This is a genomic window from Melioribacter sp. (assembly GCF_049325435.1).
Lineage (GTDB): Bacteria > Bacteroidota > Ignavibacteria > Ignavibacteriales > Melioribacteraceae > Melioribacter > Melioribacter roseus.
Map to the genome: position 1 here is coordinate 63,480 of NZ_JBMOLD010000013.1, position 13,473 is coordinate 76,952.

Annotated in this window: 15 protein-coding genes; 11 read left to right on the forward strand and 4 right to left on the reverse strand. The window is 42.1% G+C overall.

Going from position 1 to position 13,473, the window contains the following annotated elements; genetic code table 11:
* Positions 1–2: 2 nt before the first annotated feature.
* From ACOYVE_RS09200 to ACOYVE_RS09215, 4 genes are read right to left on the reverse strand one after another with little or no spacing between them, the layout of a single operon-like run.
* Complete coding sequence (locus ACOYVE_RS09200) at positions 3–638, reverse strand: hypothetical protein (protein ID WP_014857104.1); 636 nt, start codon at positions 636–638, stop codon at positions 3–5.
* Positions 635–1,591 carry a methylmalonyl Co-A mutase-associated GTPase MeaB gene (gene meaB, locus ACOYVE_RS09205; RefSeq protein ID WP_014857105.1) on the reverse strand — a complete coding sequence of 319 codons (957 nt, stop codon included), beginning with the start codon at positions 1,589–1,591 and terminating at the stop codon, positions 635–637. Before meaB ends, ACOYVE_RS09200 begins: the two co-directional genes overlap by 4 nt.
* Positions 1,588–2,172: a nicotinate-nucleotide adenylyltransferase gene (gene nadD / locus ACOYVE_RS09210; RefSeq protein ID WP_014857106.1), complete on the reverse strand. Its 585-nt coding sequence runs from the start codon at positions 2,170–2,172 to the stop codon at positions 1,588–1,590. The genes meaB and nadD overlap by 4 nt, the downstream gene beginning before the upstream one ends.
* On the reverse strand, positions 2,169–3,089 hold the full coding sequence (locus ACOYVE_RS09215) for a PrsW family intramembrane metalloprotease (RefSeq protein ID WP_422881641.1): 921 nt from the start codon (positions 3,087–3,089) through the stop codon (positions 2,169–2,171). Before ACOYVE_RS09215 ends, nadD begins: the two co-directional genes overlap by 4 nt.
* Before the next feature lie 70 nt (positions 3,090–3,159).
* Between ACOYVE_RS09215 and ACOYVE_RS09220 the strand changes: the two genes are divergently transcribed.
* The 11 genes from ACOYVE_RS09220 (at position 3,160) to gcvP (ending at position 13,466) form a co-directional block, all read left to right on the forward strand.
* Positions 3,160–3,672: a YceD family protein gene (locus ACOYVE_RS09220; protein ID WP_014857108.1), complete on the forward strand. Its 513-nt coding sequence runs from the start codon at positions 3,160–3,162 to the stop codon at positions 3,670–3,672.
* Between the two features lie 14 nt (positions 3,673–3,686).
* Complete coding sequence (gene rpmF / locus ACOYVE_RS09225; protein WP_014857109.1) at positions 3,687–3,866, forward strand: 50S ribosomal protein L32; 180 nt, start codon at positions 3,687–3,689, stop codon at positions 3,864–3,866.
* 17 nt (positions 3,867–3,883) lie between these two features.
* Positions 3,884–4,918 carry a phosphate acyltransferase PlsX gene (gene plsX, locus ACOYVE_RS09230; RefSeq protein WP_041356081.1) on the forward strand — a complete coding sequence of 345 codons (1,035 nt, stop codon included), beginning with the start codon at positions 3,884–3,886 and terminating at the stop codon, positions 4,916–4,918.
* Positions 4,902–5,909 carry a beta-ketoacyl-ACP synthase III gene (locus ACOYVE_RS09235; RefSeq protein WP_041356082.1) on the forward strand — a complete coding sequence of 336 codons (1,008 nt, stop codon included), beginning with the start codon at positions 4,902–4,904 and terminating at the stop codon, positions 5,907–5,909. Before plsX ends, ACOYVE_RS09235 begins: the two co-directional genes overlap by 17 nt.
* Positions 5,909–6,823 carry an ACP S-malonyltransferase gene (gene fabD / locus ACOYVE_RS09240; RefSeq protein ID WP_014857112.1) on the forward strand — a complete coding sequence of 305 codons (915 nt, stop codon included), beginning with the start codon at positions 5,909–5,911 and terminating at the stop codon, positions 6,821–6,823. The genes ACOYVE_RS09235 and fabD overlap by 1 nt, the downstream gene beginning before the upstream one ends.
* A complete protein-coding gene (locus ACOYVE_RS09245; RefSeq protein WP_014857113.1) occupies positions 6,823–7,440 on the forward strand; it encodes a DUF3109 family protein in 618 nt (205 codons plus the stop codon). Before fabD ends, ACOYVE_RS09245 begins: the two co-directional genes overlap by 1 nt.
* Positions 7,424–8,161 (forward strand): 3-oxoacyl-[acyl-carrier-protein] reductase, encoded by a 738-nt coding sequence (gene fabG / locus ACOYVE_RS09250; RefSeq protein ID WP_014857114.1) that lies wholly within the window; start codon positions 7,424–7,426, stop codon positions 8,159–8,161. Before ACOYVE_RS09245 ends, fabG begins: the two co-directional genes overlap by 17 nt.
* A 57-nt stretch (positions 8,162–8,218) precedes the next feature.
* Positions 8,219–8,452: an acyl carrier protein gene (locus tag ACOYVE_RS09255; RefSeq protein WP_014857115.1), complete on the forward strand. Its 234-nt coding sequence runs from the start codon at positions 8,219–8,221 to the stop codon at positions 8,450–8,452.
* Positions 8,453–8,512: 60 nt separating this feature from the next.
* The gene (fabF, locus tag ACOYVE_RS09260; RefSeq protein WP_014857116.1) at positions 8,513–9,757 is read left to right on the forward strand and encodes a beta-ketoacyl-ACP synthase II; all 1,245 of its coding nucleotides are present in this window, start codon (positions 8,513–8,515) and stop codon (positions 9,755–9,757) included.
* Between the two features lie 2 nt (positions 9,758–9,759).
* Positions 9,760–10,524 carry a ribonuclease III gene (gene rnc / locus ACOYVE_RS09265; RefSeq protein ID WP_422881644.1) on the forward strand — a complete coding sequence of 255 codons (765 nt, stop codon included), beginning with the start codon at positions 9,760–9,762 and terminating at the stop codon, positions 10,522–10,524.
* Positions 10,525–10,586: 62 nt separating this feature from the next.
* Positions 10,587–13,466, forward strand: a complete 2,880-nt coding sequence (gene gcvP / locus ACOYVE_RS09270; RefSeq protein WP_422881646.1) for an aminomethyl-transferring glycine dehydrogenase — start codon at positions 10,587–10,589, stop codon at positions 13,464–13,466.
* The last annotated feature ends 7 nt before the right edge of the window (positions 13,467–13,473 follow it).

Genomic DNA, 13,473 nt, shown 5'->3' on the forward strand with positions numbered 1-13,473 from the left:
ATTTAGAACCTCATAAAAAGGAAATGATAAAAATTCAGGAAATCCGAAGGCATTAAACTTTTATTGCTTCTTAGATTATAACCGTAGAGTTTTCCGAGTCCGTTTACAAGAATATCTTTAAAACTGTAATCGCCTTCGACAAAGAGTTCCTGCTCTATGTTTTCCACAAAAATACCGATAAAATCGGATAAATTGAAACGCCCGAAATTATACGCTATAAAAGCGTTGCCGAAAAAATGCGAAAGTTTGTCTTTATCTCCAAATTCCGATTCCGGCGAGTCGTAAAACAGCTCCGACGGAAGACTTGCCGTGCGCTCATTAAATATCGAATCCGAAGGAGAGGGCAGGGGAATGATTAATCGCGAACCAAAAAGAAATCGCACATTGATTTTGTTGAACGGCAAACACGCTAACGTAAGCGCCAGCATAGTCTCGGAAACATCCCCGTCGTAAAAGTTCAGAACTCTACTGTAAAGCGAATCCACAAGTTGAACATCGTTTAATTTATGTCCGCAGCTCTTAAGCGAAATAATTGTTTCCGAAGCGTAGCCGATTCCTTCGTAGATTGACTGAGCTTTTAAAGCATGGCAGAAAAAAAATACGGATATGATTGAAAGCCCGGAAAAAATTTTTTTCATTTCCCGAGCAATTTCTGTTTATATTTATTTAACAACAATTCCGATGCTTCCACGTAAGAGAGTTTCCCTTCAAGAGTCAATTCCGCCAGTTCGTGAATAAGGCTCGTTTCGATAATTCCGGAAATTTCTTCGTTAATCAGATAATTAAGATTTTCGAGTATGCGTTCTTTCAGTTTGTTCATTCTGTTCGATTCGAGCAGGTTCGACTCAATAAGCGATTTACGATGTTTTTCGATTTCCACAGCCAATTCTTCAATTCCCTTATTTTCGGACGCTACTGTTTTAATAACTTCCGGCACAACTTCTTTTCTGTTATAGAGATGAAGAATAGTTGTTAGGGCAGTATAAGTTGCGTCCACGCCTTGCCTGTCGCTTTTGTTGATAACAAATATATCTGCAATTTCCATCAAACCGGCTTTCATCGCTTGAATCGAATCGCCCGATTCAGGAACCAGAACGACCACAGTTGTATCTGCAGCTTTTGCGATATCGAGTTCCGACTGTCCTACGCCGACAGTTTCGAAAATAATAATGTCATATTGCGCGGCATCGAGCAGATCGGCGGCTTCTACGGCTTTTTTGCTCAATCCTCCCAGACTTCCTCGCGTAGCCATGCTTCTGATAAAAACTCCCGGATCAGAACCGATATCCGACATTCTGATTCTGTCGCCCAAAAGCGCGCCCCCTGAAAACGGACTCGTCGGGTCGACTGCAATAATTCCGACCGTTTTGTTGAGACGCCTGTAGTAGCGCGTCAGTTGATTAGTCAATGTCGATTTTCCGGCTCCGGGCGGCCCGGTAATTCCGATTCGATACGCATTTCCCGTGAATTTATGCAGCGATTTCAATAATTGATTTGCCGAACCGTTTGAAGATTCGATAAGCGTTATTGCGCGGGAAACCGTTTTTTTATCCTGCTCTCTAACTTTTTTTATAAAGTTTTCGTCTGTCATGACTCTCTGTATAAATTGATTTTTCGGATGTATTCTTCCACTTTCGGAGGCACCATAAAAGATACCGGCAGATTGTTCTTAATTCTCTCTCTCAATTCCGACGATGAAATTTCGATTGTCGGCGTATCTAAAATAATTGCATTTTCGAAATACTTGTTTTTCGTACCGGTTTCTTTATCGATTACCCTCTTCATTACCACAAGTTTTGCAAGTTCTACAATCTTGTCCGGATTGTGCCATTTATCGAACACAACCAGATTGTCGTATCCGATAATCAGTTCAATATTGGCGTAAGTTTTTCTAAGTTCTACTATCGTGTCGTAAGTGTATGATATGTTTCCTTTTCTGATTTCATAATCGGTCAAATCGAAATAGGGAATATCTTCAATTGCGAGTCTGAGCATGTTAAGACGGTGAATCGGATTGGAAGAATTTTTATCCGTCTTATGAGGAGAAATATGGCACGGGACAAATATTATCTTATCCAATTTTCTTTTTTCGAGTACGTACTGTGTAGTAATCAAATGACCGATGTGAATCGGGTCGAATGTACCTCCGAATATTCCCACTTTTAGACTCATATTTTCCCGATTATATTTTTAATTATCGACCTTTTCCGCTCGATTTCGGATGCGTAGAAATCTTTTAGATTGCCTCTGCTAATTTTATACTGATGCTTATTAAAAGCCAAACCGATCGCCGTCTTGATGTATAATTTTCTTATGCTTTCGTCAATCCAGCCCCTTTTGAATCTTTTGTTGGAGACAAGTATTAATTTATGTTCATTGGGAATATCTTCTTCAAAAAGTTCCTTTTGAAGAATCAGTTGTTCTTTTGCCAGCGAATACCTGAAAAACATCACAAAAAATATTGTCAAAGCAATTATAAAAATCAAACCGAAATAAAAAGTTTCCATAAAACTGACGGAAAAATTCCATGCGCCGTGAAAAAGAACCGCTGTAAAATAACCTCCGAATATCAGATAAATCTTTGAAACGCCTTCGGAAAATTTTGCCATTCCTAACATTGCGCCCACAACCGACGTCGATATCATGTGCATTATAATTGTAAACGAAGAGCGTATAACGACCAGAACGACCCAGTATTTAACGAGACCCTCGTAAGTAATAAAGTAAATAAAATTTTCGGTCATCCCGAACCCGAGTCCTATGGCTCCGCCGTAGACGAGCCCGTCAGTAATATTATCGAATTTCATCGATCTGAAAGAAAAGAGCAAAAAAAGACCTTTGGCAAATTCTTCCGCTACCGGCGCTGAAACCACGGCTTCTAATAAGTCCGGAAATATACTGTTGCCGAAAGCAGTCGTTATAAAATAACTGCCGGCAGCTCCCACAATTACCGCTCCCACTGCCCCCCATATAAAATGGAAAAAAATAAATGAAACGGGCTCCGGTTCGTTTTTATCCGTCTTCCAGATAAAGTAAAGATAGAGCGAAGCCGGCAAGAGTGAAGCTATTAATGAAATAATTATCAGCATTTGAACGGTCTCAAATATTTAACTATTCTTGATTATAAGGATATCACATACTATATTTTGAGGTAATTTTTTGCTCTTTGTTAAAATGATTATAAAATATACAAATTTTTCAGACGGTATCCATCAGATTAAATTCGACGAACCGGTTAAAAATATCGGTTTGGACGAGAGTTTCTACGGCAATGTAGTAGTCAATTGCAGGATGGATAAATCGGCGCATCAGATAATAATCGATTTCGATGTGGACGCAAGCGCCAGATTGACGTGCGACAGATGCAATTCAGAATACGAAACGAGTTTGCACAATCATTTTCAGTTGAGTTATCTCTTTTCAAAAGAGAACTCGCGCCTGGAAGAATATAATGTTTTTTATTTGTCGCCGGACGAAGACAAAATCGACATAACGAAAGACGTGTTCGATTACGTCGAATTGGCGATACCTCTGAAAAAATTATGCAAAGAAGAATGCAAAGGTCTCTGTCCTCATTGCGGTCAGAATCTGAACGAAGGCAGTTGCAATTGCGATATAAAAGTTGATAATGATATTTGGGAACCACTGAAAAAATTGAAATTCAATAACTAAACAAAGGTCGAACGATGCCTAATCCGAAACGTAAAATGTCAAAAAGCAGGAGAGATAAGCGCAGAACTCATTACAAAGCTTCGGCTCCTTCCTTAAGTCGCTGCTCTCAATGCGGTGAATTGAAATTAAGTCACCGCGCTTGTCCTAATTGCGGATACTATGCTGGCAAGTCAGTATTTGTACCGGAATCATAAAAATAATCATTGTTTAAATGAATTCTAATATTTCCGACATCAAATGTAGAATTGCAATTGATGCTATGGGGGGAGATTATGCCCCCCTTAATAATATCCTGGGCGCTCTCGATGCAATTAAAGAAGACAATTCGATCGATATCACTTTGATTGGCAACCGCGAGGAAATTCTAAAGACTCTCGCAAAAGAAAAAATCGAGCTTGACGAAAATCTTATTCATCACGCCTCTCAAACAATCGAAATGGACGACTCGCCGGTTTCTGCCATCAAATCGAAACCGGACTCTTCGATTGTTGTGGGCGCAAAATTAATTAAAGAAAAGAAAATAGACGCTTTTGTAAGCCCCGGGAATACAGGAGCTGTAATGGCTGCTTCGACGCTTATTATGGGCAGAATTAAAGGAGTTAGCCGGCCGACAATCGGAGCTACATTCCCGACATCCGAAGGAAAATTTTGTCTTGTATTCGACGCCGGGGCAAGCGTCGACAGCAAACCGCAGCACCTTTTCGAATACGCGGTTTTGGGAACTATCTTTGCCAAAGAAATTTACGGAATAAAAAATCCTTCCGTAGGACTGCTCAGTGTCGGCGAAGAAGAAACTAAGGGCAACGAACTTGTTTTCTCGACTTATCAGCTTCTTAAAAATTCTAATCTCAATTTCATCGGTAATGTAGAAGGAAGAGATATCCTTAACGGCAAAGCAGATATTGTAGTTTGCGACGGCTTTGTCGGAAACATATTGCTTAAATTCGGCGAAAGCGTACTTACATTCCTGAGAACAAAAATAAAAGATTATGCGAACGAGGGGCTCCTTAATAAAATTAAGGCGCTAGTTACTAAAGGCGTACTGAAAAAGTCGCTTGCGGATATGGACTATCAGAAGTACGGAGGCGTACCCCTCCTCGGAGTGAACGGTATCAGTATAATAGGACACGGCTCAAGTACCCCTTTGGCAATCAAAAACATGATTTTAAGAGCCAGAGAGATGCATCAAAAAAATCTTATTCAAAAATTCGAGGAAGCAATTAAAGAATATGGCAACTCCATATAAACCAATTAATGCTGCAATCACGGCTGTAGGGATGTACGTCCCGGATAAAGTCTTTGACAATAAATATTTCGAATCGATTGTTGAAACTTCCGACGAGTGGATTATAACGCGGACGGGCATAAAAGAAAGAAGAATTTTGGAAAACGGAGCAACGAGCGACTTGGCAGTAGGCGCTATTCAGGACTTGATTAAAAACTCGGATTTGAAACCCGAAGAAATTGATGTAATAATTATTGCTACCGTTACGCCCGATATGTTTTTTCCGTCGACGGCTTGTTTGGTTCAGGATAAAATAGGCGCAAAAAACGCCTGGGGATTCGATCTTTCGGCTGCATGTTCAGGATTTTTATTTGCTTTGCAAACCGGCGCCGCATTGATAGAATCCGGCAGATACAAAAAAGTGCTGGTCGTCGGAGCCGATAAAATGAGCTCTATTACGGATTATACGGACCGCAATACCTGCATCCTTTTCGGCGACGCAGCTTCGGCGGTTTTGCTCGAACCGACCGAAGATTTATCGTATGGCATTAAAGATTCTATCCTGCATTGCGACGGTTCCGGGAAAGACAGTCTTTACATGAAAGCCGGCGGAAGTCTTATGCCCGCATCTCACGAAACCGTCGACAAAAAACTCCATTATATTTATCAGGACGGTAAAGCTGTATTCAAAGTAGCCGTAAAAGGAATGGCGGACGTCTCTTATGAAATAATGGAAAAAAACAATCTAAAACCCGAAGACGTCGCTTACCTTGTTCCTCATCAGGCTAATTTACGCATCATTTCCGCTACTGCCGAACGGATGGGAATTTCACAGGATAAAGTAATGATTAATATTGATAAATACGGAAATACAACAGCCGCCACAATACCTCTTTGTTTGACTGAATATTATCGCGACGGTAAATTGAAGAAGGGCGATAATCTTATCCTTTCGGCTTTCGGCGCCGGATTTACATGGGGAGCTATTTACTTAACCTGGAGTATGGATTGATGGGTAAAAAAGCCTTTATATTTCCGGGACAGGGTTCTCAGTACGTCGGGATGGCAAAAGATTTATTTGAGAACTCCGTCGAAGCCAAAGAAATGATTTTAACCGCCGAAGAAGCCACGGGTTTGCCGTTAAGAAATCTGATGTTTAACGGACCCGAGGAATCATTAAAACAAACGGATGTTACGCAACCGGCAATCTATCTTCATAGCGTTGTTCTAAGCAGTTTGATAAGAACGCTGGAACCCGATTTTGTGGCGGGACATTCTCTCGGGGAATATTCTGCTTTGACTGCGGCAGGAGCCGTTCAATTTTACGAGGCGGTCAAACTCGTTCATGCGCGCGGTAAAGCAATGCTGAAAGCCGGCATTGAAAAGCCGGGCACAATGGCTGCGGTAGTCGGATTGAAGCCTGAAAAATTAATAGAAATTTGCAATCTTGCCAGCAGTGATGGCATTGTACAATGCGCCAATTTTAATTCGCCCGGACAGATTGTAATCTCCGGTTCGGTAACCGGCGTCAGAAAAGCTATGGAAATTGCCAAACAAGAAGGCGCTAAGTTAGTGAAAGAACTGGTGGTAAGCGGAGCGTTTCATTCGCCTTTAATGGAAAATGCAAGAGACGAATTGAAAGAAACGCTCGATTCGACGCCGTTTTACGACGCTAAAAAACCGGTCTACACAAACGTTACGGCTAAACCCGTACAAAACAAGGATGAAATAAAAGAGCTGTTGTTGGCTCAGCTTACAAGCCCCGTGCGCTGGGAAGAATCGATAAAGAATATGATTGATGACGGCGCCGATGAATTTTATGAAATCGGTCCAGGCAAAGTTTTGCAGGGATTGGTTAAGAGAATTAATCCGGATGTCCGTATATTCGGTATCGAAAAATATTCAGATTTGGATAGGTATCTCTGATGGCCGAAGAAAAAAAGTTCGAAAAGAAAATTAAGGGTCTTTATGTCGATCCGCTTATCTTTACCCACAAATTTGTAAAAGGGTGCGACGCCTGTATCTGTACCGGAGAGTGTTGTTATTACGGAGTATATACTGATAAGTACGAAGCCGACAAAATCCTGGCTATGAAAGATAAAGTCATTGCAGCTATGGACGATTCCCAGATTAAAGATCCGGATAAATGGTTCGAACCTCCGGAAGAAGATGAAGACTTCGAATCCGGCATAGCGGTTGGCACTCAGGTCTATAACGGAAAATGCGTCTTCCTCGATAAAATCGGGTACTGTACGTTACAAAAAATGGCAATGCAGGAAGGAATATACAAGTGGGAATATAAACCTTTCTACTGCATAATTTTCCCTTTGGTGGTCTACGAAGGCGCGCTTACTATCGACGACGACCACTTAAATCGTCTGCATTATTGCAATAAACCCGAGAATCAGCCATCTACGGTTTTCGAAACCTGCAAAGATGAAATTATCCATATTCTCGGCGAAGACGGCTATAAAGAACTAGCGGAATACAGAGAGGAATATTTCAAAAAATTGAATGAGGGGAAAATTGAAGTTAAAGGATAAAAGGGCAATAGTTACCGGAGGCACACGGGGCATCGGCAGAGCTATTGTTAAAGAATTGGTAAACGAAGGTTGCTCGGTGGTATTTACATATCACAGTTCGGAAGAAGCGGCTCGTCAACTCGAAACCGAGCTCGGCAATCAAAATGTATTCGGTATTAAAGCCGACGCCGCTTCGTTTGAAGACGCGGAAAAGACGGTTAAATTTGCAATCGAAAAATTGGGAGGCGTCGATATACTCGTCAACAACGCCGGGATAACGAAAGACAATTTGCTCTTGCGGATGTCGCCTGATGATTTCAACTCGGTTGTAGATACAAATTTGAAAAGCGTTTTCAACTATACGAAAGCCGCTCTAAAGAGCATGATTTCTCAACGATACGGTAAAATTGTAAACATCAGTTCCGTCGTGGGATTGACCGGAAATGCGGGACAGGCAAATTATGCCGCTTCGAAAGCGGGCATAATCGGTTTTTCAAAATCAAACGCAAAAGAACTCGCTTCCAGAAATATTAATGTGAACGTAGTGGCTCCGGGATTTATCGAAACCGATATGACAAATAAATTGACCGACCAGCAAAAAGAAGCTATATTAGCGAATGTTCCTATAAAAAGATTGGGTAAACCCGAAGACGTTGCTAAAGCCGTGGCGTTTTTATGCAGCAGCGATTCGGATTATATAACCGGACAGGTTATAACCGTCGACGGCGGTATGGTAATGTAATATAAAATGTTTCTAATTAATAATTAATTATTCAATAACATTTAAGGAGTAAAATAAATGGACATTGAAGCAAAAGTAAAAGAAATAATCATGGACAAGCTCGGCGTTGAAGAATCTCAAATTACACCCGAGGCATCCTTCACAAACGACCTTGGCGCTGATTCATTGGATATCGTAGAATTGGTTATGGGTTTCGAATCGGCTTTCGATATTTCGATTCCAGACGAAGACGCCGAAAAAATTGCTACAGTCGGCGATGCAATCAAGTATCTCAAAGAAAAAGTAAGTTAATAATAGAGAGGCTGTTCGACCGAACAGCCTCGTTTTTCTTTTATTAAAAACGGGAATATTATGCAGAAAAGAAGAGTCGTTATAACCGGAATGGGGGCGGTAACGCCGATTGGAAATAATATTAAAGATTTCTGGGAAGGTTTAATTTCCGGAAAAAACGGAGCGGGCAAAATTACTAAATTCGACGTATCCGAATTTACGACTCAATTTGCCTGCGAACTGAAAAATTTCGATCCTGCCGATTATATCGATAAAAAAGAACTCCGCAGAATGGATTCATATACTCATTATGCGCTCGCTTCGGCAGCCATGGCTTTGGAAGATTCCGCAATAGACCTCTCCAAGATTAACAAAGAAATGGCGGGCGTGGTGTTCGGAAGCGGCATCGGAGGCATTTGGACTTTTGAAGAACAACATTCTGCATTTGTCAATGGGGGACCCAAAAGAGTAAGTCCGTTCTTTGTTCCCATGATGATTCCCGATATTGCAGCCGGTCACATTTCAATCAAATACGGGTTGAAAGGACCGAACTATGCGACTGTATCCGCATGCGCAACTTCTTCTCATGCAATAGCAGATGCATTTATTCTTATTCAAAGAGGCTCTGCCGATCTGATATTTACAGGCGGATCAGAAGCGCCGATTACTCCGATGTCGATTGCGGGATTTAATTCGGCGCGAGCTCTCTCTACGTGGAACGACCGTTATATGGAGGCTTCCAGACCGTTCGACAAAGACCGCAACGGTTTTGTAATGGGAGAAGGAGGCGGCGTTATTGTACTCGAAGAGCTCGAACACGCGTTGGCAAGAGGCGCCAAAATTTATGCGGAAATTGTCGGCGTCGGATTAACCGGCGACGCTTATCACATTACGGCTCCCGCTCCTAATGGCGAAGGAGCTGCCCGCGCCATGAAAGAAGCCCTTCGCGACGCAGATGTAAAACCCGAAGAAGTCGATTATATCAACGCTCACGGCACTTCGACAGAATTGAACGATATCAACGAGACAAAAGCTATTAAATCGGTCTTTGGCGATCATGCTTACAAATTGAACGTCAGCTCCACTAAATCGATGACGGGGCATTTGCTCGGCGCCGCAGGAGCCGTTGAAGCAATCGCCACAATATTAGCAATAAAAAACAGCTCTATTCCGCCGACAATTAACCTTGAAGAACCCGATCCCGAGTGCGATTTGAATTATACGCCGAAGAAGCCCGTAAACAGAGAAATTAAATATGCGATCAGCAACACTTTCGGATTCGGAGGTCATAACGCCAGTCTGTTGTTTAAAAAGTTCGAAGGATAATCTTGTTTGGAAGGTTTATCAAAAATATTTTTTCCCGCAAGGAACGAAAATATATTAAAGATTATCTGTTCGACATCGAACTGCTTGAAAGCATTTTGGGCTTCAAAGTAAAAAACGCAGAATACTACATTAAAGCTCTAACCCACAGATCGTATCTCGAGCTTTTTCCGGAACTCGAAAAATCCAACGAACGACTCGAATTCCTCGGCGACGCTGTCCTCAATATGGTTGTGGCCGAATATTTGTTTCGTACATATTCCACTCAGGAAGAAGGCTTTCTTACCAAGGTACGCTCCACAATTGTAAACAGAGCCAATTTGTTCGCATGCGCGGAATACCTCGGAATTGTCAGGCTTTTACTCTATAACCAAAAATATATCGACCAGACCGCGGAAGGAATGAAAACAATTTTATCCGACGCTATCGAAGCTCTGATAGGCGCCATTTATCTGGACAGGGGATTAAAATACGCGAAACAGTTTATTTTAAGAGCCGTAATTTTACCGTCTAAAGAACACGGGAATATATTGAAAGACCAAAATTATAAAGGACAATTGCTCGAACTTACCCATTCGAAGAAAATCAGCTCGCCCAGATACGTCGTTGTTAGCGAAACAGGACCGCAGCACGACAAGGAATTTGTTGTGGATGTTTTTGTGAATAACGAAAAACTCGGCAGCGGTAAAGGGAAGAACAAAAAAACCGCAGAACAAAACGCCGCGAAGGACGCCCTCTCGAAAATTAATGACGCCCCCTCTTCATCTTAATACTTTTAACTATATTAGCTATGCTAAATAATTTATAATTTCCATTAAAGAGAGTAATAAATATGGAGACCCCATTATTTAACGACAAATTTGTCAATCGCCATGTCGGACCCGACGAAAGCGATATTAAACAAATGTGCGACACAATCGCCGTTTCTTCGCTCGATGAACTTGTTGAAAAAGCTCTGCCTGAATCAATACGCAGCGAAAAAAAGCTCGAGCTGGACGAACCGTTGAGCGAATACCACATGATCGAAAGACTCACGGAAATTGCAAACGAAAACAAACTTTTCAAGAATTATATCGGACTCGGTTATTATCCCGTCATTTTGCCGGGAGTAATTCGGAGAAACATTCTGGAAAATCCCGATTGGTACACTCCTTACACTCCGTATCAGGCAGAAATATCGCAGGGAAGGCTGGAAGCCTTGCTCAATTTCCAGACTATGATAATCGACATGACAGGGTTGCCGATTGCAAACGCTTCGTTACTCGACGAAGCGACAGCGGCGGCCGAAGCGATGGCAATGCTATTTAATTTTCAGAAAAACGGAAAGAAAAACGCCAATAAATTTTTCGTATCGAATGACGTTTTTCCTCAAACAATTGAAGTGCTGAAAACGAGAAGCGAACCTATCGGTATTGAACTCGTGATAGATGAGCCCGGGAATGCCCGGTTTGACGAATCGTATTTCGGGCTTATTGTTCAATATCCCGCTTCCTCCGGAAAAATTATCGATTATTCGGAATTATTCAAAAAAGCAGACGAGTTCGGAATTCTCAAAGCTGTGGCTGCTGATTTAATGAGTTTAGCTCTTCTGACTCCTCCGGGAGAATTCGGCGCCGACGTAGCAGTTGGCGCAACGCAGCGCTTCGGCGTGCCGATGGGATTCGGCGGTCCGCATGCGGCTTATTTTGCGACCAAAGAGGAATATAAAAGATTCGTACCGGGCAGAATCATCGGAGTTTCGATCGACCGCCACGGAAACAGAGCCCTGAGAATGGCGCTTCAAACCAGGGAACAGCATATCAAACGAGAGCATGCGACTAGTAATATTTGCACTTCTCAGGCATTGCTCGCTGTAATGGCTTCAATGTACGCAGTCTATCACGGTCCCGAAGGAATTAAAAATATTGCCGAGCGGATTCATTATTTGACATCGTTGTTGAATAGTCATCTTAAAAATATGGGGCTGAATCAACTTAACGATTTTTATTTCGATACGCTGCTAATTAAATTCAAAAATCCTTCGGAAGTAGAGTCCGTTCGTAAACTGGCGCTCGAAAGAAAGATTAATTTCCGCTATACTGATACCGACAAGATAAGCATTTCAATTTCGCAAGCTACTACATTTGAAGATATTGCTGAAATCGTGGAAATCTTCGATAAAGCGCTCGGACTCTCATATTCGACGAAAGTCGACAAAATCGAATTCGATTACTATGCTATCCCTGATAAATTAAAAAGAAGAAGTCCGTATTTGACTCACCCGGTATTTAATAAATATCATTCCGAAACCGAATTGATGAGGTATATCAAGAGTTTAACGGTCAAAGATTTTTCATTGACGACTTCGATGATTTCTCTCGGATCGTGCACAATGAAATTGAACGCCGCCACGGAGATGTTCGGAATTAGCTGGGAAGAGTTTACGGAAATTCATCCTTTCGCGCCTTCCGATCAGGCGGAAGGTTATTTCAGAATAATAAAAGAATTGGGCGACGATTTGATGAAAATAACAGGATTTAAAGGAATTTCTTTCCAGCCGAATTCGGGCGCACAGGGAGAATATACAGGACTGATGGTTATACGCGCTTATCATAAAAGCAGAGGAGAAGGCAACAGAAATATTGTTCTGATACCATCTTCTGCGCATGGTACTAATCCTGCAAGCGCCGTTATGGCGGGCAACAAAGTAGTGGTTGTCAAATGCGATGAAAACGGCAATATCGATTTGAACGATCTCAAATCCAAAGCCGAAGAGCATAAAGATAATTTATCGGCATTAATGGTTACTTATCCGTCCACTCACGGAGTTTTTGAAGAAGATATCGTGGAAATTTGCAAAATCATTCACGACAACGGCGGACAGGTTTATATGGACGGAGCAAATTTAAATGCGCTCGTCGGGTTGGCATACCCGGCGGAAATAGGCGCAGACGTATGTCATATAAATCTCCACAAAACATTTGCAATTCCGCACGGAGGCGGAGGTCCGGGAATGGGTCCGATTGCCGTCGCCGAACACTTAAAACCGTTTTTGCCGGGACACCCGCTTGTGAAAACCGGCGGCGAAAATGCAATATCGGCGGTTTCCGCCGCTCCTTTCGGAAGTCCGCTCATTTTAATTATTTCTTATGCTTACATTAAAATGATGGGCGGCGAAGGCTTGACTCACGCTACAAAAGCGGCAATTCTGAATGCGAATTATCTCAAAGAAAAACTGAAAAGTTATTTCCCGGTTCTCTATTCCGGCAAAAGAGGATTTGTAGCGCACGAGCTGATATTCGATACGAGAAAGTTCAAACAGACGGCAAAAATTGACGTGGACGATATTGCCAAACGATTAATGGATTACGGATTCCATGCTCCGACCGTATCATTCCCCGTTCCGGGAACATTGATGGTCGAACCGACGGAAAGCGAATCGAAATACGAGCTTGACAGATTTTGCGACGCCATGATTTCAATCTATAATGAAATTAAAGAAATCGAAGAAGGCAAATTCGACGCCGAAGACAATGTATTGAAAAACGCGCCGCATACTCCGTTTGAATTGTCTGCTGACGAATGGAACCATTCGTATACGCGTACAAAAGCGGCTTTCCCGGTGGACTATCTTAAAATCTACAAACCGTGGGTTTCGGTAGGCAGAATAAACAACGCTTACGGCGACAGAAATCTCATTTGCAGTTGTCCGCCCGTATCTCAATACGAATAACGGAAGT

Bases quoted from the DNA above. Each gene is read 5' to 3' on its own strand.
- ACOYVE_RS09200 (WP_014857104.1), bottom strand. From the start codon at position 638: ATGAAAAAAATTTTTTCCGGGCTTTCAATCATATCCGTATTTTTTTTC.
- meaB (WP_014857105.1), bottom strand. From the start codon at position 1,591: ATGACAGACGAAAACTTTATAAAAAAAGTTAGAGAGCAGGATAAAAAA.
- nadD (WP_014857106.1), bottom strand. From the start codon at position 2,172: ATGAGTCTAAAAGTGGGAATATTCGGAGGTACATTCGACCCGATTCAC.
- ACOYVE_RS09215 (WP_422881641.1), bottom strand. From the start codon at position 3,089: ATGCTGATAATTATTTCATTAATAGCTTCACTCTTGCCGGCTTCGCTC.
- rpmF (WP_014857109.1), top strand. From the start codon at position 3,687: ATGCCTAATCCGAAACGTAAAATGTCAAAAAGCAGGAGAGATAAGCGC.
- plsX (WP_041356081.1), top strand. From the start codon at position 3,884: ATGAATTCTAATATTTCCGACATCAAATGTAGAATTGCAATTGATGCT.
- ACOYVE_RS09235 (WP_041356082.1), top strand. From the start codon at position 4,902: ATGGCAACTCCATATAAACCAATTAATGCTGCAATCACGGCTGTAGGG.
- fabD (WP_014857112.1), top strand. From the start codon at position 5,909: ATGGGTAAAAAAGCCTTTATATTTCCGGGACAGGGTTCTCAGTACGTC.
- ACOYVE_RS09245 (WP_014857113.1), top strand. From the start codon at position 6,823: ATGGCCGAAGAAAAAAAGTTCGAAAAGAAAATTAAGGGTCTTTATGTC.
- ACOYVE_RS09255 (WP_014857115.1), top strand. From the start codon at position 8,219: ATGGACATTGAAGCAAAAGTAAAAGAAATAATCATGGACAAGCTCGGC.
- fabF (WP_014857116.1), top strand. From the start codon at position 8,513: ATGCAGAAAAGAAGAGTCGTTATAACCGGAATGGGGGCGGTAACGCCG.
- gcvP (WP_422881646.1), top strand. From the start codon at position 10,587: ATGGAGACCCCATTATTTAACGACAAATTTGTCAATCGCCATGTCGGA.